This is a genomic window from Endozoicomonas sp. ALB032 (genome assembly GCF_049310125.1).
Taxonomy (GTDB): Bacteria; Pseudomonadota; Gammaproteobacteria; order Pseudomonadales; family Endozoicomonadaceae; genus Endozoicomonas_A.
The window spans coordinates 5,760,380-5,785,052 of record NZ_JBLYNW010000001.1 but is presented as its reverse complement, the minus strand read 5'-3'; the positions used below and the strand labels follow the sequence as shown (position 1 = coordinate 5,785,052).

The window sequence follows — 24,673 nt, the reverse complement described above, 5'->3', positions numbered from 1 at the left end:
GAGGCCAGGAGATGTCCTGGTTTACTTAGGACAAAAGTACTGAATTCGATTTACAAGGCCCGTGGTTTTCGCTTCACCTGTTCGTATTCGGGTGTACTGGTCCGTCGTCATCCAGTCAATGGTTTTCTGTGTGCCTGGTAAAGAATCCGGAAAATAAGTGTTGATATAGAGGGTGAAGCCGCCATTATCTGTACCAAAAGCGGTTTGCCAGCTTGTGTCACTATCGAGCTGCACTCGATAAAAGCAATTTCTGCTGAAGCTGCTGGCCTGAAGCTTTCTGCCTCTGGCTTCATGAATCACTTTTTTAGTTGAATCCGAATCAGGAAACTCTTTCCATTCAATATTTTGACACTGGCTCAGTATTGTATGGGTCGGCACTTTGCTGGCTTGTCCATCCGCTTTCTGAACAAGGGTAGTATTTTTTCTGTCCGACTGAATATGGGCTTTCAGTACGGTTTTCTGGTCGCCGAAGTCTTCGGGTATCAGTTCAAGCCGGGTTTTGTTGTAACAGGTGGACAGGTAATTGTAAAAAGCCTGTTCTTCATTGATCCAATGGAAACAGTCAGGATTAAAGCTGCTGTTGCTGTTGAGATCTAATTTCTCTGGAACAGAAGGGCACCATCTGCGAATGGATTCAAAGCCAAGAGGTTTTTCACTGGTGCCGTCACTGCTTTCAACGATCAGAGTGTTTTTCTGTGCGGCAGAAATTTTGAGTATATAAGTCTCGGCATTTTCCAGGCTGCCGTAGGGGGTAAGCAAGAGAGCATCTTTATTGACGGCGGCTGCAAAGAACCAGGCTTGATCGAACTCAACCTGATAGTGGCAATTAGGGTTGAAATCCTCCGGGGTGTCTGTTGCTACATCCACCCAGGGAGATTCCAGAGGCATCCAGGCAGCAAAAAATCCAAAAATTGTCGATAAGCCAACAGCCATTGGAATACACCATAACACTATGATGTATCCATTCTAGTTATTGTTTTAGAAGGCTGCCGACTAAGTGATTACCAGTTGTAGCCAAATGTCACCGAATGAAAATCAATGGATTCATTCATGCTGTGCAGTCCGGCATTGGAGTAATGGAACCAGCCATAGCTGAGTTCAAATTGCTGATTAGCTCCAAATTCAATACCTGCCATGAGCCGGATCTCGAATTGGGAGTGACCGCCCATATTAATAGGTGATCTCTTTTCTTTCTCCAAATCTTGTTCAGACAGGTAGGCGGCACCCACCCCAAGATCTATAAACGGACGCACGCTGGCGTTGGGGAGAAATCCCATTCTTAATACCGGCGAAAAACTAATAGTAGTTACTTTGTCTTTGCCGTCAGGACTGGGATTGTCACTGGCCGAGAGATTACTTTTCCATGAGCTGGCAGCCAATTCAAAATAGCTGCTGAGTACAATGCTATCAGACTGATAAAAGTCCTTTTTCCAGTCCCAGGTGATGCCCAGGCGCAGATTGGTGTAATCCGCTGAACGACCTGAAACAAGGTCAAGGTACTGGCCATAGCTAACATTGATACCATCTGGAACAAAGTCCTCTGCGTGAACGCTCTGTGTTTGGATCAGCAGCGACGCTGATAAGCACAGGCTGGCAATAGCACTCTTCATATACTTCCCCTTGATATTATTCTCTTAGTGGTTTCCACGCATTAGCTATCGGCCGATAAAAATGAAACTTTATGAGAGATTTTCAGACAGCTTATTGCCGGGGGGATTTGATGAGAGAAGAGGGCTAAAATCCTTTGCGCATTGGTCACGCAGACTTGTTTGTAATAAAGAGTAGTTCTTCCACAACTGTTCTCAACTGGCTGGACATTTCAAGTGACTAACAGGAATCTCCCACCGATATTAGGTAGAGAAGGGTGTTGAGCAGAGGTGTATACAAAGAGAAGGAGAGCCCTAAATGAATATGGCTCGGGTGGTCAATGCTGCTCTACGCAGCACTGCTATAAGAGGAGGGCAGGGGTTTGGCTTGTTCAGAGATCAGGACAGGCGCTTGTTCTGATGGTCTGAATGTTGAAGTGGGTTTCAGAAATTCTTCGTAAAAGCGCAGACTGCTATCACAGGTAAGCCGGTAGTATTTGAAAAAACTGCCATTGATCTGGGTTTTCTGAAACAGGTAGGAATGCAGTTGTTTGAATAAATGACGGTCAACAGGCTCCGGACTTTTCCAGAATGACTCCAGAGATCCCTGATGGGTAATGCCGTCGATATCATAAAAAGCTCGTCCCATGACCTTGGTAGGCAGGTGGTGCAGAAGGGCGGAGATCCCAACGGTACTGTTAACGGTTACTACGCCACAGGTGTGATGATATAAATCGGGTAAAGGGATGTCGTGGCAGTACAGCACTCTGTCCTGGATGCCCAGATTTGTTGCCAGGTCTTCAATAAACTGCCCGTATTCTGTGTAGCCCCTGTCCATCGGGTGGTGTTTGAAGCACAACACCTTGTCTAAATCTGCATGCTTCCAGAAGGAGACTATGACTTCCTGAATAAAAGCTTTCACTGACTCATAAGGAGAGTGAAAAATCATCTGGGAGTCGTCGTGAACTTGCAGCGGAACCAGATAAAATCTCTGATCAAACTCATTATCCAGACGAAATTGCGTTTGCTTGTCATAACTTTTAAACAGCAGTTTTCTGGCAAACCCTCTCAACCAGTAAAAGCCTTCTTTGACCGGATTAGTAGCCCTGTGATGCCTGTACTCAGAAAATTCATCCCTTGAGAAAGAACTGGCCCAATAATAAAAAGCAGCGTAGAGGGTCCTTCGTTTCATGGTGCCGCCGATTGTCTGGCTGGATTTAGCTGAGCATGGCGTTATTCTCTCCAGGCTTTCACGGCTGAGATCCATCTGGCTCAGTGAATTAACGCCTCCGGACTCCAGTGTAATGGTATCAGGTCGTAAGTAACCTTCTTCGAAGACACAAAATTGAACCCCCAATGCATCACAGACCGGCTTTGCAGTTCTGTGATAATAACGGCAGTCACCAAGGAGAAAAACGGCTTCGATACGATGTTCGGTGAGGTACTGTTCAAGAAAAGCGGCCCAGTCAGCTGGTTTTCCCTTGTAGTGGGTCTGAACATTAGCCCATGAAAAAAACCGGTCGCCGCCATTAAAGTTGATTTTGTGGGTGGTGTAACCCGCTCTGGAAAAGGTGCGTGCCAGCCGCTTGAAAAATGGCCCCAGTGGGCCTTGAAGAAAAAGTACGGCAGATTTGGTCATAGCCTAAATCCGATCCTTGTGTATGACCTTGGTCGCTTATCGGTGGTTGTGTGTTGTGCAAATCCTAGCATAAGCCAGTCTAAAAATATAACTGAATGTAATTGAATTGCCGTAGCAAGCAAACTGGTTTGGGTTTTAATATGGTTGCCTTAAACAATACTAGGTTCTGCATTGGGAAGGCTATACGTATAGTACGTGGTAATGATTAAACTCACCTTAACACTGGGTCCTGAAGTGGTTAAACAATTTAAAGTTGATGCAGCCAGCCAACAGAGCCTGTCCAGGCAGGTAGAAAATTGCCTGAGATCACTGTCAATGTCTTGAGAGCGCGATGAGATAAAGTCAGAGGGAGAGTGAGAGGTTGCAGAGCTGTCAGGAGTGATATGCGAGAACGATTCGATCATTCTCATCATGCTATCTGCCAGCGCAAGAGGCACATAACCATGGTCTGACAACAGGGAAAACGAGTCCCGACTTCCCTGAGGGATGCCCAACTGTTTCAGGCGAATTACCCGGTTCGCCAGGTCCAGTGCGGCCTGTGATGCTCGCTGGATATTTAAAATAATGGAGTCCTGGCGGGTAAAATTCGTCGTCAACTCATCTTCGTACCCGACATACTCTTCTTCGATACGGGCAAGGCACCGTTGAATAATACTGTATTTGTTCAGAATCACATCATCCATTTTTAATCCTGCTCAATAAGTCATTAATAATCTCGCGGCGATCTTCCTGAAGTTGCTGATAGTGTGAAAAAACATGCGTTTCAAACAGGTCGCATGCCATTTCATCTATCCTGGCCATCCAAACACCATGCTGAAATACTTCTTTCTGGAGCACGGTAGTCGCGCCTTTCAAGTCAATCAGGTCAACATACTTACCAAAGTGGCAAGCGAGCTCCTGTGCTTTATCCCACAAAAGTTGTTGGGAGGTTTTTCCGGATATAAAGACCGCCAAATCTATATCGCTTCCAGCTGTGGCGTGCCCAGTCGCCTGGCTGCCATACAAAACGACTCCCAGCAAAGTTTTACCAAATGCCGCTCTAAGTGACTCTTCGATATAGGAAGCATCCAAATCTGCGTGCATACTTTCTCTTTGAGTGATGTTTGAACCATTAGAATAACACTGCTCAAAGCAAATTGGACATAATACAGTGGGCAGATGGTTAAGTTGACACTGGTTCTCTTGCCTTTTTCAGGCCCTGTTGGCCCCTGCGTGGGAAACCGGACTTTATATTAAGGTGAAGAGGAGAAACCCCGGAAGGAATCAGCAGTATTTGATAGAGATTACAGTTGCCTTAGATGATTGATATTAATGGCCATTACTTCGTGATATGCAAAGTTGTTATAAGCTCTCAGATCATCTGTTAAAATTAAATATTTCAAACTCTTTGCTGCTAAAATGATGGATGTATCAGTAATCCCAATATGGTTAAAGCCATATGTACTAATCACTTCATCTTTATGAATATATTCTTCATTCACTAAATAGAGTGTTGGGAGAATTGAATCTAAAAAGACCTTGAATCTGTGTTCAGGTATTTTTTCCAGAAAATTCCAGGCTTCAGCTAAAACCTGAGGAGTAACGACAATTTTTGAAAACTGAGACACATAACCATTAAGCCAATGGAAAACTTGTTCAGAATACATTGTGGTACGTTTGAACTTTGGTACATATGTAGGTTGATATTTACCAATTAGATATAGAATAAGTAAATTGGTATCCAAGAATGCACCACCGTTCCTGTACTCTATCAATAAATCAGTGAGCATTGTGAAATACTAGATTTTACGAATTTTCATAGATATTACTTCACCTGTGTTAGCATCGACTTTAAATATTTTATAGCTTGTTACTTTATTTCCTATGCTTCCAAGTGCGTAAGAATCAGACATACCAAGAGTAATTAACCAAAAACCATCTTCCAGTTCAACTTCCTCAATTGACAATCTTACCCTCTCTGATGACACATCTTCGAAATACTTTGCTGCTGCTTGAGCCGCTTCTTTTGGGCTAATAGCCATTATATTTTCCCATAGATTATTAATGTTGAGCAGAATAGCGAAGAATCTACTTAAAAACCAGCATCCTCTTTAAGTTGATTAGAGAACTCATCTACATACCCAAAAATAGCTGGCTTTGCAACTTTGGAGCTGAATATGCAGAGGATCTCATACACTGAACAGTTGATTAAGTTAAGTTTTCTGGCTACAACATGGCCCTTCAGGAGGGAATCGTGAATACCAATTCAGCTATCTCAGAGAATGCCACTGAATGTATAAGGAATATCTAACTAAACAGAGCCTCTATTAAATAGCCCACCTTTCGTCGTTTTCTGCTCAACCATCGGTTTATAAAGTGCCCACTCTCTGATGTTGAACAACGTTCTTGCTCGATAGCAGCAATAACCCTCTCTGGTGTCGTATACCTTCGGGTTTGCCAGTTGATATACATGGGGTAATAACAGTGCGCAAAATAGATCAGTTCCTCCAGGTTTCTCGTACGATAACGCCTGTTGCTGGTTAAATGATCAACGGTCACCCCCCATCCCCCATAAAAAGGCTGGCCCCAGCAGTGAACTGTTTTTCCGAGTGTCAGGGCTTCAAAACCTGCCAGAGAGGTCATGACGTGCAACTCATCACATTGCTCTATGCAATCAAAAATATCACCATTCGCCACAACATGGTCAACCCAGTTCAATGCCAGACTGTCAGGAATATGTCCCTCTCTTCCTGCTAAAAGAACATCAGGGTGAGGCTTGTAAACAATAAAAGCATCAGGCGCACAGGTTCTGACTGCCTTGATCAATTCAAGATTGGATGAGATCTCGGGGCTGCCCCATTGAATGGAAGCATCGCTGTCCACCTGACCGGTAATCAGTATCTTGCGCTGATCCGTTCTGGCTGACGCAAACAAGGATTGTTCTGAACCTTGCAGATTATATTTGCTGATTCTTTGCTCTTTCAGCGTTTTACGCAAAGCTTTCGCCTGTTCGAGCTGCTTATCATTGAGCTCAATGGTATTGATCGCAGTTTCAAGATCAGAAGGTCGTGAAGCATCAAAATAGATACCCGTCTGATCCAGAATCAATGAACTGGGTCTTCGCAGGTCTGCGCCGAGACCTACTGAACGAATAAATGCGTCTTCTGCTCTGAAAAGCTTAATATTTGATGGAGGTTTATAATCATGATGTTTAGCTCCCCAAACCAGAACACCATCTCCTGATTTAGCCTTTGCTTCAGCCTGCTGAACTGATTTTACAAACTGAACCTTCTCTGAAATTGCCCGGGTAAAACTCTTTAAAAAGGCTCTTTTCCATAGGCTGAAGCCAACCGCATAGAGTGTTTTGACGGGTTGGCAGCGTGATCTTCTCTGCAGGGGGATAAGTTCAAGAATAGCTTCCAGCTCACACCGTTCAAACGTTTCCGGATCGATATAACGAGTGTATTTCAGGCAGGCAGCAGCAAAGAGGCTTTCAATAGTATGCACTTGTTTTCGACGAGGGCAGGGAACTCGGTCATCGGTTAACCCCCAGCCACTGTAAAAGGGGACACCAAAACAAACGACATTCTTCTTGTGCCAGAGTGCTTCAAAGCCTAATTGAGAGGTAACAACGTAGACTTTTTCAAAATAGGGGAAAAGCGACTGGGCATTAACCTTGTCGGCAAGAATGCGTATTCTGGGATTATCAGGAAGATTGCTGCCGAGATAGCCCTTTTTGGTACCCAGAACAACATCGGGATGAACTTTTATCCAGACTTCAGAATCCGGATTCTCAGCAAGAGCTGCATTCAGCATTTTATTAAAGCTGGAGTCATCGGCTAACCCAAATTTGACGGAACAGTCCCCGTAAGTCTGATCAACCACAAGAATACGTTTCTGCTCTCCAGCTTCAGGCTTCCAGCTATCAACTGGCTCATGATTATATTTAGTGATTTTGTTTTCAGTAATCAGAGCCAGAAGGTTTGAAGACCGCTCTTTTAATGCTGAGCTGAACCAGTCTGGATGATTCAGAAGATCTTCAATATCTGAAGGGCCGGTAGCATCGTAATAAATGCCCCGTTTATCAACGATCAAAGCAAAGCGTTTGTCACCCAGGGCAGGGTGGCCCAGGTAGCTGATAAAGCCGTCTTCAAGGTGCCAATAAGGTACCTGGTGTTTTTCTGCAAGTTTTACAGCTTGTTGTGTGTTGGCTTTTTTACCCCAGCCCAGAACAACGTGAGATGGCTGTATTTTTGTGTAAGGCTTTTTCTTCTCTATGTCATTGCACTGTAAGAGAGCTTTTAGTTCTCTGGCGTCACTGATCCCTTGAGAAAGGGTGATAAAAGCTGGTTTTGGTTTTGGAGAAGACGGCAAGGTAGTCACTGATAGTTGATTGGAATAAATAACCTGGAATCTGAAAATCGACAGGTCTAAAGTGAAAATGTGTAAGACAATGTGTAACTATGGGTGTTACAAGACCTGCCTGCGGTACCTACCTCTCCAAAATCAGAGGTTTTGCCTTATTATCAATATGAGCCTTCAAAGGCTCATGAGTGATTGTTCCATAATCCACTACATCAAACAAATAAGGTGTTGGAAGTTCATCCAGAGCCGCAGCAATACGAGCTACTGTGTGAGGGTTATCGTTGGTTAACCAAATTACGATATCAACATCAGATCCTGCCCGATATGTGCCCATAGCACGGGAACCAAAAATAGCCGCCCGACTGATTTCAGTGAAGCCGGACAAGCAGGCAATAATTTGTTGCAGGGTTGCTTCAGGAAGCCCAAACATCAGGGTGTCACTCGCCCGGTAAAGTAATCTGACAGCGCCACTAAAGCTGGGTGATAACTGCGCTGTATAGCCTTGGCAGCTTGTTGCGCCTTCTGGTTGTCATAGGCATGACTCATGGTATTACGGGCTTCCAGCATATCTATCCATAACTGGCCATCTGATATTATCTGCTGTTGAAATGCCTGCTTAATAACCTGTCTGGGCGACGGTTGAACCTCGATACCCTCATAGTTCAGGTAGTCTTTCAGTACTTTCCAGCCAAGCTCCCAACTGAACTTGAAAGACTGGATCAGGGCGATTCGATATAAAATATCTTCGGGTGCTGCCTGAACAGCAGCTACAGCGGAGTCCAGAACAGCAAGGGCATTCTGATAGTTCTCGAAGCGCTGTTTCCAGCGATTATCAGGCGTTGGGGTCATGTGGATAAATCAGCAATGATAAAAGGATTAAAATAACAGAAAAACGTACATCAGGTGAATTTTTGGATTGTGGTGCGCAAGAACGGTTACCCGAAGCAGCTCTGGTTATTAAACGTCTTATAAGGCAGCACAGAGCCGCAATGATTGGCTCAGTTCTGCAAGAGGTGCTAACTTGTTCAAACGATGACGAACATTATCACCATCCAAGACGTAGGTATGATAACCCTGTCCATGCAGGAGACCGTCAACTGCGTTGGCAACGGTAGACTTACCTGAGCCACTCAGGCCAGTGAACCGGATCAGGCAGGGCTTTTGTGATTTCAGGTTCGAACGTGCTTCTCTGGAAACCCTGTGACTATGCCAGGCAATATTTTCTATAAGACGAAGCTCCGGCTTCGGAGGCTGTAACATGGCAAAATCATGAAAGTGCCAGTTCAGCAAGAGCCTGAGCGGGGAAGTGTGTACTCTTTGAATTCGACACTGATTTTCTCATCGTAACATCAAACTTCCAGTTAAGCTTATACTCGATGTGCTAATGTTTCCCGACCGGCCTTACCCGATTGCTCTGTCGTTAAGTCTGCCAGGCTGATGAAAGAGCAGGGGAGGGGGTTAATCTTTCCCTGTCTTCAAACCAGGCAAAGCTCTTGATAACAGGATTTAATATTAGTTTTAAAAGACTCTGGTATCGCAGACCAGGACAGTGCCTGCACAATTATGGGAATGTTGGAGTCACGTAAGGCTTCATTAAACGCCGCTAGCTGAGCGAAACTATCATTCTCATCTTGCTCATCAGGAAAGTGAACGACAATGTCCAGGTCACTGGCATCATAATTAGTACCTTTTACACGGCTTCCATAAGCCCATAGCATGGTACCAACGGGGAATATCTGCGATGCCAGATCACAGACGGACTTGCGATCTTTTTCTCGTAAATCAATCATCTCTGACTCTTCCTAGATGCTGCACTATAGCTTTCTCCAAGGTAATGGCATCAGCGATAAAACCTGGCAGCAACGTTAGCGTGTATTCAGCAAATTTCTTACCATAATCGTGGGCCGTGTTACTACGATTATCCCGATAAATCAACCAGCGTTCGGTTTCCTCAACAGACAAAAGGCTATGTTGCCCCGCCTGCCTGAAGACTTCTTTGAACACAAGGCGATTTATCGCCTTGGGGCTATGAGCAAAATCCTTCAGACACTTGCGGAGAAGTTTACCAGCCTGTTCGAGGATGATTTCAAACTCTTTCACACAGGCTGAACGGTACATATCGTACTCTATACTGTCTTCTTCACAGCCGAGTAAACGGTTATAAGCAGTATCCAGTGTCTTGATGCAACGAGAAAAAAAAGTAGTGTCTATAGTCATGTGTCTTACTGACAATTGATATTTAGACCATCATATCTCAGAAATTTGATTAGTACAGTCAGTGAAGCTTATTCTCGATGTGTCAATATTCCCGGATGGCCTCACCAATTGTTCAGCAGTTAGCTCTTCAGAGCTGATGTAATGGTGAATGCAGACATCATTCAGGCTCACTAGCTCACTCTCAAGTTATCACCGATAAATTACAACCCAATAATTACGACACATTCAAGTCAATCAAAAAGGCAGGGAGGAATCCGGAGTATAACAGAGTTAAAGGATGTCAAGAATCAAGATCTGACTCTGCTTTCTTCTCATTCGCTACGCTACCTGATTAAAATCAATGCGTTCAAGGCTTGCTGTATCGACCACTTGCCTGGCTTTCCACAAGTCAAAGCTTTCCTGAAGTGTCATCCAGCTTTCAGCAGAACCACCCAGTACTTGGGACAATCGAATGGCCATTTCCGGTGAAACACCTGCTTTTTCATTCAACAAACGATTGAAAGTACTTCTGGCCACGCCCAGTTGGTCGGCAATTCTGTTAGCGGTCATTGAGGTGAACGGCTCAATGTAGGTACGGTAGATCAATGCCCCCGGGTGAGGTGGGTTAAATGGTTGTATAGCCATCAGTGGTAATCCTCATAGTTTACGATATAGGCATCACCGTCTTTAAATTCAAACACAATGCGGCGGTTACCTGAGACGTTTACGGCTCAAACACATGACACCGGTTTTGTGTTGCCGGGTCTCACCACACGGGTTTCTCCGAGTTTCTTTTCTTGGTTACGCGGCATCAAACCTGACTAGCTTACCTGCCTTATCCAGTTTCTCATGCAAGCTACCTGGACTCAGCTAAAAACCGTTAGGCCAGCACAAAGCGCCCAACTCAAGGAAAAAACGGCAAAAATACTGTGAACTCTCCAAGGGTAATGTCATAGCTGTTTTTTTAGACAGCAACGGAGAAAAATCCATCACTCCGTGGGAACCATCAGAGAAAGAAAGTCGAATTTCTTTATCGTATAACCACTCAGCTTTTATCAATTTAATCATAATCAGCTCCCGGAATACGCTCTGGCGGCTGAAGCTCCACTGCTTTTTGCCAGTTATCAAATAGTGCTGTTTTATGGTCACCAGACCAGTCAGATACCAACCTTGCGGCCTTCTTTGGAAGATGGCCATTGAGAACTGTACCATCATTAATACACACCAAAGCCTCGTGACCTTGGGCTGAAGGTTAGATACCTCCGACTACCAATTTATGTCCTGGCTTGCCATGTGATGTCGATTTTACGATGCTGTATCATACAATCTTTGAGATAGAGGTTGATCAGACTTTGATAAGGTACACCCGTTTCTTCTGCCATTTTTTTGAAATATTCAATCACATCTTCACTAAGGCGCATTGTTACTGATTTTTTCAGCTTTGAAGCGTAAGGGTTTCTGCGGGCTTTCATTTTTGAAAAATCATATTCATCTTTCATGATAAGTTCCCTTCATAATAACTGCGCTCAGTATTAGTGGCTTTCCTTGCTGAGATAATACGGATGGTCTCACCATCGTCTCTCTCGCAATGACATACCAGTAAAACACGGGATTGTTGACTCACACCAACCATTAAAAATCTATCTTCGACCTCAGAACTTTCCTCGTCATAAAACTGAATAGCATATTCATCATAAAATATACTTTTTGCCTCCTCGAAGGAGATTCCGTGCTTTTTTCGGTTGGATCGGTTTTTAGTCTGATCCCATTCAAATTTTATCATATGTACAGTGTATGTACGTGCTGGGATCTGTCAAGTTTTATTGAGGCGTGACGCGCAGCAGATCATGCAATTGCCTCCTCACAAGGACTTCAGCGAGAGAGCCTGTACTCATATTGGCAATAGCTCTTGCCTTGAGGGAAGCAGGGTAGCGGGTGATGTTCATGAGCCTTAACAAGCTGATGGCCACGCTGGAAAAAACACAAGAGGAAAACTGGCTTGAAAGATAAGTGCAGCAACTGATGTATTCAAGTTGGCTGATACTGGATGAAATCAGTTACTTTCTCATGCATCAGGATGAAGCGTCCGTGATACAGGACTCATTAATGCATTACGCAACCACTCAGAATTATCAAGGGTCAAAGCTACTGTGAAGGAGAAACGAAAAGCAGGACTTCTGAAAGACTCTTCTGGAAAGAAGTAAACAACTGAAAGAAAAAGGAATGAACTTAACCGTTGAGTTGAGGTCAAAAACACTGCTTAAAACGGGTCACCGCAAAGCGGTGGAAGAAGATCATTTCAAAGGGGAGTTAACATCGCAGCCAATCAGTTATCTTGTGCCAGAAAAAGGGTAAGGGAGTCACTGTTATTGAATTGAAGTTTGGAAATGCATATCCAACAACTAACTGTTTAAAATCTGAAAAGATCAAACCGCTTCGTTCAGAGTAGGGCTTGAAGATTCCACAGCCAGGATTAGTTGGTTTGCATTGGTCAGCATATCTTGTTTATCCAACTTTATAAGATGTTCAATAGCCTCAATCCATGAATCCACCCTGTCATCAACAACTAAGCCTGCGTTACTTTCTTGTATCTTGTTCGACAAAGGAAAGCGAGTAGAGTATATACCCACAGCATTCTGACGACAGATATCAAGCATTTTAGTATGAGATCGGGAATGATTGAACGATGTGTCCATCAGAGGTGCCAGACCAATATCCATGGTTCTTGATGCAGTCATGGTGAGATAGTCTGGCCAGGGCATGGGATGGAGGATCTGCACACGGGGTATACCTCTTGCTGCTTTATACAGTGAATGGTCACCGATGAGTTCAAACCAGGTATTCAGGTTGCGTGACTGGACTTTTCTGATAACGCTTAAAACAAAACTCCAATCTTCCTTATGAGAGCTGCTACCGTGATAAAAACATCGAACTAAAGGCAGTCTTTCTGTTTCTATCTGGGTGGGAGAGAGAACAGCTTCTGCCGGTAACTGATATTTTTCTGCCAAGTGAGTTGTGGAAACCCAGATCCTGTCACACACCTTAGTAAGCAGAGGTTTTGCTTTTTTGTACCAGGAAGAAAGACGTCTGCGATAAGAGCTTGGCAGCGTGTCATCAAGATGAGCACCCGGCATATCGTCGTCAATAAACCAAATCACACCAGTTGGCATAACAGTGGCATTAATAAGGTATTTTAAAATATTGAGAGGAACATCTCTGACCAAAATGATCAGGCAACCGGTAGTGATTGAATTGGATAGCTGTGCCTGAAAGTCATCGCGGCTAATATCAATTTCGGTATATTTTTGAACCTGATGATTTCTATTGCGAAAGTAGAAGTCAATTGTTGGGGAAATGGACTTACCAACGACAACGATTTCCCCATTCCATTTTTCAGAATATTTCTTTCTCGTTCTGAACAGACTTGGCTTGGATCTAAATCTGGCTAGCATAAGTTATATTCTGAGAGAGAAGTCTTCTTTTGTGTGAGTCAGGTTAGGATTATAGTAAGGGTCTGACTCTATTTTACCCTTCCATTTTCTCTTCATATAAGCGAACTCTTTTTCAAATCGAGCTTTTTTTTCAGGGGTGTCATCCAGACCGCGACTAATCGATTCATGGTGATAGAGTTCTGCATAGGGCGTCCATAAATTTCTATAGCCCGCTTCCCGAACTTTTAAACAGAAATCAACGTCATTGAAAGCGACTTTGAGATGGTCTTCATCCAGGCCATTAACTTCCAGATAAATATCTTTGCGGACAACTAAAGCTGCAGCAGTAACGGCTGAAAGGTTCTGAACACAATTCAAGCGATTCATATGACCCTTCTGGCTGCGCTTAAAGTGCTTGTGAGAGTGTCCGGCAACACCACCAAGACCACAGATGACGCCTGCATGTTGAATAGTATCATTTGCATAGTACAGTTTTGCGCCGACACAACCAATTTCGGGTCGTATGGCTTGTGATACCATTTCTGTTAACCAGTTACCTGAAATGACTTCAATGTCGTTATTGATTAAACCAATCACGGAACCAGTGGCATGCGTAACGCCATAGTTGTTTATGGCTGAATAATTAAAAGGCTGGTCGTAATCGATAATCTTTATTTTCTCGTGATTCTTTATCTCTTCGAAGTAGCTCAGCGTATCGGTACAAGTTGTTTGATTGTTCAGGATTATAATTTCAAAATCGGTGTAGGTGGTATTTTTCAGGATACTTTCTACACATTGACTGAGTATGTCAAAACCATCTCTTGTTGGGATAAGCAGACTAACTTTAGGTAATGTCGTAGGCAGTGGCCATTGAATCTTATGTGCACCTTTGTAAGATTCTACTTTGATATCGGGATTTATTTTTGAAAAATGATCCCTAATGCAGCTTAATCTAGCTGTAGGTTCAACACTGCTACCATCTCTAGACAGATTATGAGCAAGAATATGGGGAACATGTGTAACTTGGTTCGGCTTGAGGCTACATGCTTGTTCTAACAGGAATTTATATACTCCCAGCCCAATGTTGTCTGTCTTTATTAAAGAAGTCGAATCTATAAAATCCTTTCTGAATGTCACAAAACCAGAAATATAGTCTTGTGCGTAAAACAGATCAGGTGACCAATCTGGCTTCAAATTAGGAGAACTGTGCATTCCTTTCTCTAATAGATCTTCGTCTGTATAGATGACTAATGATTCAGTATTATTATTTATGCTTTTTAAAATAAAATAAACGGCATGCTCGCTAAGAAAGTAAGGCTTATTAATAAATGTAATGTACTTTCCTTTTGCGGAAGATATTAGCTCGTTTTTTGTGTATGATTCGTTCTTTAGATCGAATAATTTGATGTTTTTTGAATTTTTTAAATTATCAAGATTTATAGGGTTTAAATCTTTAATTTGAGCGGTGCTGATAATAACTTCAAAGCATCTGTGAGTCTGATTATTTAATGAGTCTAAAATGCTGGAAATATAAGGCGATCTTAAAACCGAGCTGTCTAGTATGATAGAAATTATCTCAGAAGAATGAATATTTTTATTTTCTTCTGATAATGTTCTTGTTAGGTAAAGCTTTCTCCACTCATGATAACTTATCACCTCTTGATTTCGTAGAAAGCATAGCTCATATTTTTCTTTTAGATCCTGAATGGACTCATTGAGATATTGTTTTCCAAGTATACTACTGACTTTTTTTCTCATAAACTTTTCTGCATATGAGGATGTCAGTTTTGATAATTCAAAATCCTCTATTGTAAATTGAAACTGCTCATTACTGGGATCAAAACGGATTGAGGTGGGTTTTTCTGAAAAGTAACATATTTTTTTAAAAAGAGATCCTGATTTTAAAGGTAGTCGGATAGCTGTGCTTTCACTCATACCCGTTCCATAATTTACATAAAGCTTGGCATCCAATCTGGGAATAGAGGCCTTTACTTTAAGTGTTAGCATGTACCAGCCTTTAGGCATGGAGCCATAGCGCTTCAAAATAAAGGCAGGATCTTTATCAATAGCTCTCCACTCATAGTCTGAAGACTTTTCCAAGTCGGAAAATGGAATAAGAGAAAAGTTCATCTTTCTCTCCAGCCATCGGCCTGCTTCACCTGTAAGGGAGAGTAAGCCTTTAAAGTGCTTGAACGCAGAATTCCTGGTTTGGTGGTATCTACTTAGTAAAAGCTTATATTCAATGTTTTTTACCTCACTTCGAACGTCCTGATAAAAGCGATCCATACTATCATCAATTTCATCATTCATGTCGTGGGCCTTAAAAAAGCCATCTTTTCTCAATTCATTGACGGTAGCTCTACCTCGTCGCTGTTTGCGAGTCTTGAACTCTTCAAAAGACTTAACAACGTAGTGGTTTATACGGACGGGTGACCAGTCAATAGTTTCACTGGAACCATGACGGTTTCTCTCATAAAAGCTGAAGGTTTCTCCAGTGATTTTTACATACTCACCTTTTGATAAAGCAACCTTATGAGGATTAAGGAACTGTTCGCAGTAATCGGGCTTTACCAGAGTTTTTATATGCCGGTTGACACCTGTCGACTGCTTGGCTCTGTATTTGAAACGCTCAATAACCGGTTCATCTATATACTTTTCGTGACCGGAAGAGCCAAAGATTGCCCAGTTCAGTGCAATGGCACCTATAGAATTGTTATGTAGTAAAGGTGTTAAGTTTTTCTTAAGAGAAACCCCTTCTTCAGGAACTATAAACTCATCGGCATCAATAAAAGCCAACAGGTCTACAAGATGACCATACTCTCTCAGTATGAGGTTATAAGCAGGGACCTGTGGCCCCTGCTCATTTTTTGTAGGATAGGCAATACGAGTGATATAGCCTGCCTGATCCAGATCTTTCAGAAGCTCGGTTGAGCCATCATCACTGATGTTATCAGCAATGAAGAACTGATCGACTCCGATCAAGCGATGAAAAGCCAGCCATTCGAGAATATAAGGCTTTTCATTTTTAAATATCGCAGCTATACCTAATTTCATATCTACTGTTGTGAATACCAGCTTTAAAGTGAAAGTTAACACGTTTCCAGGAGCGATTTCAGATACTCTCTGAACACAGCATTTAGTTCAGGATGCCGTAAAGCATATTCAACATTTGCTTTCATATGACCCAGTTTACTTCCGCAGTCGTAACGGGTACCGTCGAACTCATAAGCGTAAATATTCTCTTCTTCGAGCAGAGCCGCAATAGCATCAGTTAACTGTATTTCACCACCTGCACCGCGAGTTGTATTTTCAAGAAGTTCAAAAATTCGCGGCTGCAACACATAGCGACCGACAATCGATAAATTGGAAGGCGCTTTTTCAACAGGGGGCTTTTCAACCACACCTTTGAGCCGATAGAGACGATCACTCAGTTTAATGGGATCAATGACACCGTATTTATTCACACACTCTTTGGGCACTTGCTCTACGGCTACGACTGAGCATTTATCTTCCTGTGCCATTCCTACCATCGTATTCAGGCAGGGCGTCTTTGGGCAGTGAATCATATCGTCAGCTAATAAAACCGTGAAAGGTTCATTGCCTACGATATCTTTTGCACAAAGCACGGCATGGCCTAATCCCAGGGCCTCTTGCTGGCGTACGTAAAAACAGTTTACACCCTTTGGAAGTATGCCTTTAACAATCTCAAGCAGCTCATTTTTACCCGCTTGCTCAAGCTTGTACTCTAGCTCAAAATTTTTATCAAAATGATCTTCAATAGATCGTTTGGTCCAGGAAGTGACGAAAATCAGGTCAGTGATACCTGCAGCGATCGCTTCTTCAACGGCATATTGAATTAAGGGCTTATCCACTACGGGGAGCATTTCCTTTGGGCAAGCTTTAGTTGCTGGCAGAAAGCGAGTGCCCATACCCGCTACAGGAAATACGGCTTTTTTGATTTTTGAATTCATAAAACTAGAAGGCTGTCAGGAATCAGGATAGTTAAGGCTTTGTTTAGTCAGAGCCAAAAAGGTCACGAGTATAAACTTTGTCTGCTACGTCAGCTAACTCATCGACCATACGGTTTGAGACGATAACGTCAGAAATATTTTTAAACTCGGTAATGTCTTTCACCACTTTTGAGTGAAAAAACTCTTCTTCTAGCAAAACCGGTTCATAAACAACGACTTCAATACCTTTAGCTTTTATACGTTTCATTACACCCTGAATAGATGAAGCGCGAAAGTTATCAGAGCCTGCTTTCATAATCAAACGGTAGATACCTACTACTTTGGGGGCTTTTTTGATTATGGATTCAGCAATGTAATCTTTTCGGGTTGTATTGGCATCAACAATAGCCCGGATAATATTATTGGGTACATCTTGATAGTTAGCCAAAAGTTGCCTGGTATCTTTTGGCAGGCAGTAACCGCCGTAGCCAAATGAGGGGTTGTTGTAGTGCTTACCGATTCTTGGGTCCAGTCCTACGCCATCAATAATCTGACGTGCATCCAAGCCATGGGTTTCTGCATAGGTATCCAGTTCGTTAAAGTATGCAACACGCATCGCTAAATAGGTATTGGAAAATAACTTTACTGCTTCTGCCTCTGTTGAGTTGGTAAACAAAAGGGGTATGTCTTGCTTAACAGCACCTTGAATCAGCAACTCTGCAAAACGTTCTGCTCTTTCAGAGCATTCACCTAAAATGATTCGTGACGGATAGAGGTTATCGTGCAGTGCTTTCCCTTCCCGTAAGAATTCAGGCGAGAAAATAATATTTTTACAGTTCAGTTTGTCTTTGATTCTCTCCGTATAACCAACAGGTACGGTGGACTTAATCACCATAACTGCTTCCGGATTGATAGCGATGACAGTTTTTATCACAGCTTCCACAGAACTGGTATCAAAAAAATTGGTTTCAGGGTTGTAATCTGTAGGCGTAGCAATGATAACAAAGTCAGCATTCTCATAAGCCTCTCTGGGGTCTGTTGTCGCTCGCAGATTCAGAGCTTTGTTAGCCAGAAAATCCTCGATCTCGGCATCAACGATAGGCGACATCCTGTCGTTAATCATATCGACCCTGCGGGGTACAATATCGATGGCTTTGACTTCATTATTTTGGGCAAGAAGTACGGCGTTGGACAATCCAACATAACCGGTGCCTGCAACTGCTATTTTCATTGACATAAGATTTAATATTTATAGATGAGTGAATATTATTGAACACTCATTATTATGAGAAAAATTACTTAGAGTTAAGATGCCAACCAACCGGAATAGATTGTGTCCAACTGCTGGCAGAATATATTGGAAGAAAATGTTTCGGTTACTTTTTTGATGCCCGCTAAACCCAGTGCTCTTCTATGTTCGGAGCAGCGCGCCAGGAGCTCTGCACGTTTCAATAAGCCATCAATATCGCCCAGATGAACAAGGTAACCATTGACACCATTATCAATAAGTTCCGGGATGGCTCCCCAGCGATAGCCTATAACAGGTCGTCCAGACGCCATGGCCTCGGCAATGGTGCGTCCAAATGATTCTTGAAAGGTTGAGAGGTTTAAAACAACATCTGCATTTTCAAGTGCTTCATTGGGTGTTTGTGCATAGCCATGGTACACAAGATTATCTGGTTTATTTTTAGAGTAAAGTCTGGCCCCAGTGTATTCATTCTCAGGGCCTATCAACACAAATTGAGCATTTTTGATGTTGTTTTCAGCCCTCCTGGCAAGCTGCATAAAATCATCAATTCCCTTTTTAGGTATATTGCTACTGATCAGAGCAAAACGAACCGTTTTATTATTGGATGGTGCATAAGGAATTGTGCATTCATCAACCGTATTGTATAACAGCTGACTTCTATCTTCAGAGCCGACAAAGCGGGCAGTACAGAGCGAATTAACGATAAAACCATCTGCCCACTTGTTAATATTGAATTTGATTCTTTCAGGATTAGAGCCAAGAGCTTCGCAGAGATCATGATCCAGCTCCGGTAGTTCTCTCACATGCATAAGACCGGGTATACCCGATTCTCTTGCGGCCATTAACGGCTCCCTGAGGACCAGTGTATTGGCATGAAGCAGATTGACTTTGTATTGTTGAATGACAGCTTTAAATTGATCAACCGACTCTCTATTTACGGGTCTCTTTTCATGCCACCATAAATAGGGCATGACAATAATGTAACTTGCAAAGCCCTTCAAGGCATCCAGATACTCAGGGCTGCCTGCTTCAGGAAGAGTTATAATCAGGCGGTAATCATTGATGCTGATAGCCTTGGCCAAATCGAGAAAGCTGCGTTCTGCTCCAAAGAGCGTTTTTCCGGCGGCATGAGCACAGAGTAAAACGGTTGGTTTGTCAGTAGATACAACCTGACTACCCTTATGAACAGGGTATAACGCTTTGCCAAAATATAAACCCGGTCGTTGAATGGATTCCGGGGCAGTGAAAGCTCTCTGCACCGGGTTGAACTCCATATACAACGAGCTGTCTTTTTTTGCCCGCAGATGCCAGCTTCGAGCAGCATCCATATAATCCTTACGAAGACCACCGAACTGTGTTCGCCAGTGAGTCTCGGAGGTGCCCGTCAGACTATTCTCTGAGCATCTGCCAAACGATAATGGAACGCCTGGCAACACTTCATACAGGCTGTTATCGCCATACTCACTGGCGATACGATAGTAGTACTCAGTGTCTGCATTGATGGAAACTCTATCCCAGTAGCCCAGCTGTTCGAAAACCGATCGATGAAACATCAATGATGAAACGTTGCGATGTACCCAACTGGATTCCTGGCGCCAGGAACCAAAGACAAGCTCACCAGAACAACGAGCCCAGTGCGAAGTAGTCGCTTTAATGACGGAGGACTTTTTAAAAGCTTGAACCTGATATTCGATTTTCTGGCAATGAGACCAGTCATCACTGTCATGGGTGGTTATATAGTCGCCACGGGCAACTTTAATGCCTGTATTTCTTGCAGCATAGGCCCCCTGATTGCAATGTTGCTGAATGACTTTAACTCTTTTGTCCCGTTCAGAAAATAATTCAGCAATTCTCTGCGAACCATCGGTGCTGCAATCATCGACAATAAGAATCTCAAGGTTCTGATGGGTCTGATTGAGCAAAGATTCAATCGCTGTCGGAAGTGTTTTTTCAGCATTGAAAACAGGAACGATCACCGTGACCAATGGCTGTTCAGTACATTGATACACAAAACTGGATTTTGTAGTTAAATTATCAAGGTCCAAACCCCTGTTAATGCTCTTGTAGTCGGGCACCAGCAATTTATTTAATCGATACAAGCGCACCAATGAAGATAGACCATCCCTTTTACTGTTCTGGTCTGTCTGCTCAAGAGAGCACTGCATTAATGCAATATCCGGTTGATGCTTTAACGACTTCTGAAGTTTATTCAGTAACTCTCTGGCCGAAGAAATATCACCACATTCCAGAAGTACGCAGAATATCAGTATGAAAGGGCCATCATGAGCCAGAAAATCTTCACGTGCCTTCTGGTAGTCGTTACTTTGAATGGATTTCAGCAAGGATTTTGCAACAGGCAGAGCTGCTTGCCATTGTCCCTGGCTTGCATACCATCTCGTAAGAGCCCAGTGTGAGTAAAGCCTTTCCGCATCGCAACCATGGTTTAATAGTTGACCCAGCTTTTTAAGGCTTGAATCAACATGATCAGTCTTATTCCATAACTGCTTTTCAATTTCTATGGCTTGCAGTGATCTTGGCAGTCTGCCTTCATTTTTTCCGTATCGAAGAAAATGTAACAGTGGGTTTATGCCTGATGCTTTAACGTCAGGGTTGTTTTCCAGATACCACTCAATGGAGAAACGAGGGGAGGGGGAATAGCCCTTGAGCCAGCCTATTGTGCAGAAGTGCTCAAGGGCTGTTAAATCATCATCACCCTCCTTGAGGTATTTCTCCTGGTAGGCCTTTTGATCGAAATAATCTGAGGTCTTTATTAGTTGGATGTCTTGCATAATTCTAAAAACAAAAGAATACAGGCAGATCTTATCATCAAGGAATTTGAATTTTTCAGGCCATGTAAACCAGATGCACATTCAGCATCAAGGGTTCACCCTGATCAATGAATTCGCTGGATCAGTTGCAACAGATGATCTACATTGGAAGTTCAACGGAGTTAAACATTAAGAGGTCATCATGGAAAACCTTTATAAGTCCGACTATCACGGCTGGATCGCACGGCAACGTGAACTGCTGAAAAACAACAGGCTTAACGAACTGGATATACCCAACCTGCTAGAGGCAATGGAACAGGAAATGGGGAACAACTATCATACCCTTGAGTCACATCTGAAGATTCTTTTGTTGCATCTGCTGAAATACCAACATCAGGTAGAGGTTATCAATCCGGTATTGCCGGAGCCGTATAATTGTCGTGAATGGTTTGCAAGCATAGACAGGGCCAGGGATGATATAAGGTCGTTACTTCGCAGAAACCCATCTCTGAAACGAGAGACCGGCGTAACACTCTGTGAGGTTTATCCCAGTGCCAAGCGCATGGCCATTAAAGAAATGAACCGCTACGTGCAGAAGCATCAGCAGCTCGATAATAACAGTTACCCACCCGAGTGCCCATGGATCTTCGAGCAAGTGATTGAGGATGACTGGCTACCCTGCGATTAAGTCGGCTACTTTGTAGTTTTACCCGTTTTGGACGAAGCGACGACTTAATTAGAATTGTTTGACATATGTCATGATAGGTCGTTTTGAATTATTGGCCCGTAGTTTTAAAGTCAAGGTACTCTTGTGGTACACCGCAAAAAATCACTTCCTCCGAGGCAATAAGGTCATAACCCACAAAAGCCCCTCTAGAAATCAACAGGTTGTATAAAGGAGCAACGTATAACTCAGACTTTTCCCACTCAGACTCTGGTCTTGAGGCATATTCCAGATAGATCTCTTTAAAGTCACTCATATTGGAGAAGTAATAAAGCCCAGTACAACAGAGATCAGAGATTGGACTTTTCTCAGTCGTTTTTGTCACTCTCTGTGGTTGGGACTCATCAAGTTTGATAAATGACCAGTTATCACCTTCACCTCTAAATACCTCAAGGTAGCCATCCAGCTCTTCAAGATTATCAGGGTAGGTAAAACCGGGTCTGAAGGTATCAATATTAAATATCGTAATAGATTCCTGAGAATTTATCTCCTTCAGAGCAAGATAGACTGTCTCGGCCTGGCCTCTCGTCTCTTCACCCAGTACATGAATTTTATAGGCACTGATACCCAGCTGTTCTAGTTCATCTCGTACAAAGTTAGCCGTACCATACACATCCCTGATGATAAACAGGAACGTTTCTGTCTCAAAATACTGTCTGAAACTCTCGACTGCATGTCTGAAGAGGCTTTTGCCATGAGCCTCAAGCATGTATTTAGGCTGCTCATAGCCTGCTTTGAAAAATCGGGAACTTAAACCCGCCATAGGCATGACAATCATGCAGCCTCCTCAAATCGTACGTTGCCACTCTCTATCAGCATGCGATACAGACGTAATGCATTGGCAATCATTGCCATTTGCCCTATAGGACGATCCGAATGCAGTGGCAGCATGGAGAGGAACAGGTGAATCGTGATAGCCAGAATTTGTTTTTCAGTTTTTGGCTGTTGATGAAAGAAGTTCTTCCGGAATGTTTCCTGAATCTCCAGAAGGCGCTCCGCATCAGGAAAATTCAGATAAAACTCACCGGCTTCAGGCCTGGATTCGAGTTCAAACCGTTGTGCAATAATCAAGTCATAAAGACCAATCACCGAGTGATAGAGCTTGGCGATGTCATAGCGACGGTCACCATAAATCGTGAGATTACCTTCATTGTCTAGGCCCCTCGGGTCAATCAGTTTGATTGCCTGCACTCTGGAGTCGTAGAGGATGTTACTAAAGCAGAAATCACCGTGGGCCACTCCAACATCACCTGGCACCGCGCGCTCAATCAGTTGGGCCGTTTCATGAGCGATATCCAGCAAAGAGGGTAGAGCTGCACCATTGAATGTAAGAGTTTTATTGAGGTCAAAGTCTCTTTGAGCCGCAAAGTCCTCTAGCCGAGTTAACGTTTTTGGCAGGTACAAACTATCCAACTGCTCTGGAGCAATGGCCTTCAGTGGTTGATGGCCTTTGAAAGCCACACTTACTTCTTGGCAGGCTTGAAAGATCTGATGCCAGACACTGCCAGGCAGTCTGCCATAAACAAACATATCGTTCAGGGGCAGCAGGTAGAGATATTCCAGGGAATAGGTGGCCAGTTCGTCTTCGGTACGATCGCTGACCAAATGTGGCGTAAAAATTCTAAGCTCTTCTGGAAGGGTCTTAAACCAGTTCGCTTCAGCCTGCATCTTCAGTCGCTTTTTACTGGCTTTCTCAACAACGCGAGGTGTGATGGACATCTCGTTAAACTCGCGCTGAGTAGTGATCAGGGTTCTGGAACGGAAAAAGGTATTGATATGACCAAAGTCAAACCATTCACATCTCTCAATACCTTTTAACGGGCACATATGGCTGTAATATTTCAGGCCAGCAATAAAATCACCGCTATTTTTTACAATGCCCTGAATGAACTTTTGCGGCTGATTGAATGAGAAATAACCTGATAAAATCCACTCATCATCCCCTGCCCAGGCATCTTCAATAGCGCCATTGACCAGATTACCCCGGGAAACCGTGGCCCGGTGATAATAGCCCTGATTTTGGGCAATAGACACCGAATCCAACAGGCTAAAATCCATACCACGGATCAGTGTGTCGCCGTGCAGGATTTGCAAGTTATCATAACGTTTGCCAGTACTGTTCCAGCAATACAGAACCGATTCGCCAAGGGTCAGACCTTCAGGCACGGGCAAAATACTGACACCGTATTGTTCGAGCAATGTCAGGTCATGGCGTTCAAGTAGGTAGCCTTCCGGAATGGAAAGGTAGATATCCGAAGATACCTGCGCCAATTGTTCCAGCTGGTAAATAAACAGTCGTTGATTCCCGACTGGTAAGAAAGCAGGTGGGAGCTGGCCAATCTCAGAAACAAGATCCTGAGAAACATAAGCCCCTGATGTAATTAAAAACATATTACTGCTGGCTCCTGAATTCGACTTCCTTATCCAGAAGCTCGTTAATTTCATCTAACGACAGTCGGGAAAATTCACTGGGTCTGATAGCGCGATCATCAATATAGAAACCTTCATGGCCACACCAAGGTTTGCCGACTATGATTTCATCGTATGGTACTTGGTGTTTATTGAGCCATTCTATGATGGTTGGTAATGTGTGGATGTTGATTTTTCCTATATTACCGCCGTATGTACGCATATTTCTCGCCGTAAAAATTATTACTTCATAACCTTTTCTTTTAAATTTATTGAGATTTTCAATAACCATTTTATTAGGCAGTGCTTCATTGTAATTATTTGCAACGTTAAATGATAATGTATTGTCAAGATCAACTATTAGTTTTTTCATTTAA

27 protein-coding genes and 1 pseudogene are annotated in these 24,673 nt (G+C 43.1%); 2 read left to right on the top strand and 26 right to left on the bottom strand.

The annotated features are described in order from the left end of the window. Positions 1 to 21 precede the first annotated feature (21 nt). The 18 genes and pseudogenes from ACO6VG_RS21455 to ACO6VG_RS21370 form a co-directional block, all read right to left on the bottom strand. Positions 22 to 933, bottom strand: a complete 912-nt coding sequence (locus ACO6VG_RS21455; RefSeq protein ID WP_422475598.1) for a hypothetical protein — start codon at positions 931 to 933, stop codon at positions 22 to 24. A gap of 68 nt (positions 934 to 1,001) precedes the next feature. Then, the gene (locus ACO6VG_RS21450; RefSeq protein ID WP_422134147.1) at positions 1,002 to 1,610 is read right to left on the bottom strand and encodes an acyloxyacyl hydrolase; all 609 of its coding nucleotides are present in this window, start codon (positions 1,608 to 1,610) and stop codon (positions 1,002 to 1,004) included. A gap of 325 nt (positions 1,611 to 1,935) precedes the next feature. Next, entirely contained in the window at positions 1,936 to 3,225 is a 1,290-nt protein-coding gene (locus tag ACO6VG_RS21445; RefSeq protein ID WP_422475596.1) for a capsule biosynthesis protein, read from the bottom strand. 149 nt (positions 3,226 to 3,374) lie between these two features. After that, positions 3,375 to 3,908, bottom strand: a complete 534-nt coding sequence (gene hepT / locus ACO6VG_RS21440; protein ID WP_422475594.1) for a type VII toxin-antitoxin system HepT family RNase toxin — start codon at positions 3,906 to 3,908, stop codon at positions 3,375 to 3,377. Further along, on the bottom strand, positions 3,901 to 4,308 hold the full coding sequence (gene mntA, locus ACO6VG_RS21435; RefSeq protein ID WP_422138249.1) for a type VII toxin-antitoxin system MntA family adenylyltransferase antitoxin: 408 nt from the start codon (positions 4,306 to 4,308) through the stop codon (positions 3,901 to 3,903). Before mntA ends, hepT begins: the two co-directional genes overlap by 8 nt. Before the next feature lie 200 nt (positions 4,309 to 4,508). Beyond that, positions 4,509 to 4,949, bottom strand: coding sequence for a hypothetical protein (locus ACO6VG_RS21430; protein ID WP_422475592.1), 441 nt, complete (start codon positions 4,947 to 4,949; stop codon positions 4,509 to 4,511). A 54-nt stretch (positions 4,950 to 5,003) separates the two neighbouring features. Then, a complete protein-coding gene (locus tag ACO6VG_RS21425) occupies positions 5,004 to 5,246 on the bottom strand; it encodes a hypothetical protein (protein WP_422134142.1) in 243 nt (80 codons plus the stop codon). A gap of 265 nt (positions 5,247 to 5,511) precedes the next feature. Continuing rightward, positions 5,512 to 7,578 carry a capsular polysaccharide biosynthesis protein gene (locus tag ACO6VG_RS21420; RefSeq protein ID WP_422475590.1) on the bottom strand — a complete coding sequence of 689 codons (2,067 nt, stop codon included), beginning with the start codon at positions 7,576 to 7,578 and terminating at the stop codon, positions 5,512 to 5,514. A 118-nt stretch (positions 7,579 to 7,696) separates the two neighbouring features. After that, positions 7,697 to 7,999, bottom strand: a complete 303-nt coding sequence (locus ACO6VG_RS21415) for a nucleotidyltransferase domain-containing protein (RefSeq protein ID WP_422475588.1) — start codon at positions 7,997 to 7,999, stop codon at positions 7,697 to 7,699. Beyond that, entirely contained in the window at positions 7,999 to 8,418 is a 420-nt protein-coding gene (locus ACO6VG_RS21410; RefSeq protein ID WP_422134139.1) for a nucleotidyltransferase substrate binding protein, read from the bottom strand. Before ACO6VG_RS21410 ends, ACO6VG_RS21415 begins: the two co-directional genes overlap by 1 nt. Before the next feature lie 117 nt (positions 8,419 to 8,535). Further along, on the bottom strand, positions 8,536 to 8,829 hold the full coding sequence (locus ACO6VG_RS21405) for an adenylyl-sulfate kinase (RefSeq protein ID WP_422134138.1): 294 nt from the start codon (positions 8,827 to 8,829) through the stop codon (positions 8,536 to 8,538). A 215-nt stretch (positions 8,830 to 9,044) separates the two neighbouring features. Further along, the gene (locus tag ACO6VG_RS21400; protein WP_422134137.1) at positions 9,045 to 9,359 is read right to left on the bottom strand and encodes a nucleotidyltransferase domain-containing protein; all 315 of its coding nucleotides are present in this window, start codon (positions 9,357 to 9,359) and stop codon (positions 9,045 to 9,047) included. Then, on the bottom strand, positions 9,352 to 9,786 hold the full coding sequence (locus ACO6VG_RS21395) for a nucleotidyltransferase substrate binding protein (protein WP_422134136.1): 435 nt from the start codon (positions 9,784 to 9,786) through the stop codon (positions 9,352 to 9,354). The genes ACO6VG_RS21400 and ACO6VG_RS21395 overlap by 8 nt, the downstream gene beginning before the upstream one ends. A gap of 318 nt (positions 9,787 to 10,104) precedes the next feature. Next, the gene (locus ACO6VG_RS21390; RefSeq protein ID WP_422134135.1) at positions 10,105 to 10,410 is read right to left on the bottom strand and encodes a HigA family addiction module antitoxin; all 306 of its coding nucleotides are present in this window, start codon (positions 10,408 to 10,410) and stop codon (positions 10,105 to 10,107) included. A 225-nt stretch (positions 10,411 to 10,635) separates the two neighbouring features. Then, positions 10,636 to 10,833, bottom strand: a complete 198-nt coding sequence (locus tag ACO6VG_RS21385; RefSeq protein ID WP_422134134.1) for a DUF2442 domain-containing protein — start codon at positions 10,831 to 10,833, stop codon at positions 10,636 to 10,638. Next, a pseudogene (locus ACO6VG_RS21380) lies at positions 10,826 to 10,999 on the bottom strand (DUF4160 domain-containing protein); the annotation flags it as partial. The pseudogene ACO6VG_RS21380 and the gene ACO6VG_RS21385, both read right to left, overlap by 8 nt. A 40-nt stretch (positions 11,000 to 11,039) precedes the next feature. Further along, complete coding sequence (locus ACO6VG_RS21375) at positions 11,040 to 11,264, bottom strand: CopG family antitoxin (protein WP_422134133.1); 225 nt, start codon at positions 11,262 to 11,264, stop codon at positions 11,040 to 11,042. Continuing rightward, positions 11,261 to 11,548, bottom strand: a complete 288-nt coding sequence (locus ACO6VG_RS21370; RefSeq protein ID WP_422475585.1) for a BrnT family toxin — start codon at positions 11,546 to 11,548, stop codon at positions 11,261 to 11,263. Before ACO6VG_RS21370 ends, ACO6VG_RS21375 begins: the two co-directional genes overlap by 4 nt. Positions 11,549 to 11,988: 440 nt before the next feature. Here ACO6VG_RS21370 and ACO6VG_RS21365 point away from each other — a divergent pair, with 440 nt between their 5' ends. After that, positions 11,989 to 12,120, top strand: coding sequence for a hypothetical protein (locus ACO6VG_RS21365; protein WP_422475583.1), 132 nt, complete (start codon positions 11,989 to 11,991; stop codon positions 12,118 to 12,120). Positions 12,121 to 12,191: 71 nt separating this feature from the next. Here the strand turns inward: ACO6VG_RS21365 and ACO6VG_RS21360 are convergent, their stop codons facing one another. From ACO6VG_RS21360 to ACO6VG_RS21340, 5 genes are all read right to left on the bottom strand, one after another. Then, the gene (locus tag ACO6VG_RS21360) at positions 12,192 to 13,217 is read right to left on the bottom strand and encodes a hypothetical protein (RefSeq protein ID WP_422475581.1); all 1,026 of its coding nucleotides are present in this window, start codon (positions 13,215 to 13,217) and stop codon (positions 12,192 to 12,194) included. A 3-nt stretch (positions 13,218 to 13,220) separates the two neighbouring features. Further along, a complete protein-coding gene (locus ACO6VG_RS21355; RefSeq protein ID WP_422475579.1) occupies positions 13,221 to 16,250 on the bottom strand; it encodes a glycosyltransferase in 3,030 nt (1,009 codons plus the stop codon). A gap of 35 nt (positions 16,251 to 16,285) precedes the next feature. Beyond that, on the bottom strand, positions 16,286 to 17,167 hold the full coding sequence (gene galU / locus ACO6VG_RS21350) for a UTP--glucose-1-phosphate uridylyltransferase GalU (protein ID WP_422475577.1): 882 nt from the start codon (positions 17,165 to 17,167) through the stop codon (positions 16,286 to 16,288). Between the two features lie 43 nt (positions 17,168 to 17,210). Beyond that, complete coding sequence (locus ACO6VG_RS21345; RefSeq protein ID WP_422138236.1) at positions 17,211 to 18,377, bottom strand: nucleotide sugar dehydrogenase; 1,167 nt, start codon at positions 18,375 to 18,377, stop codon at positions 17,211 to 17,213. Positions 18,378 to 18,451: 74 nt separating this feature from the next. Then, positions 18,452 to 21,184, bottom strand: a complete 2,733-nt coding sequence (locus ACO6VG_RS21340; protein WP_422475575.1) for a glycosyltransferase — start codon at positions 21,182 to 21,184, stop codon at positions 18,452 to 18,454. A 181-nt stretch (positions 21,185 to 21,365) separates the two neighbouring features. Between ACO6VG_RS21340 and ACO6VG_RS21335 the strand changes: the two genes are divergently transcribed. Further along, positions 21,366 to 21,851, top strand: a complete 486-nt coding sequence (locus ACO6VG_RS21335) for a DUF29 domain-containing protein (RefSeq protein ID WP_422475573.1) — start codon at positions 21,366 to 21,368, stop codon at positions 21,849 to 21,851. Positions 21,852 to 21,939: 88 nt separating this feature from the next. On the opposite strand, the gene ACO6VG_RS21330 is transcribed toward ACO6VG_RS21335, so the two are convergent. The 3 genes from ACO6VG_RS21330 to ACO6VG_RS21320 are packed head-to-tail and all read right to left on the bottom strand — an operon-like array spanning position 21,940 to position 24,669. Then, entirely contained in the window at positions 21,940 to 22,665 is a 726-nt protein-coding gene (locus tag ACO6VG_RS21330; protein ID WP_422475571.1) for a glycosyltransferase family 2 protein, read from the bottom strand. Further along, positions 22,662 to 24,278, bottom strand: a complete 1,617-nt coding sequence (locus tag ACO6VG_RS21325; protein WP_422475569.1) for a hypothetical protein — start codon at positions 24,276 to 24,278, stop codon at positions 22,662 to 22,664. The genes ACO6VG_RS21330 and ACO6VG_RS21325 overlap by 4 nt, the downstream gene beginning before the upstream one ends. Position 24,279: 1 nt before the next feature. Next, on the bottom strand, positions 24,280 to 24,669 hold the full coding sequence (locus ACO6VG_RS21320; protein ID WP_422475567.1) for a capsular biosynthesis protein: 390 nt from the start codon (positions 24,667 to 24,669) through the stop codon (positions 24,280 to 24,282). Between the last annotated feature and the right edge of the window lie 4 nt (positions 24,670 to 24,673).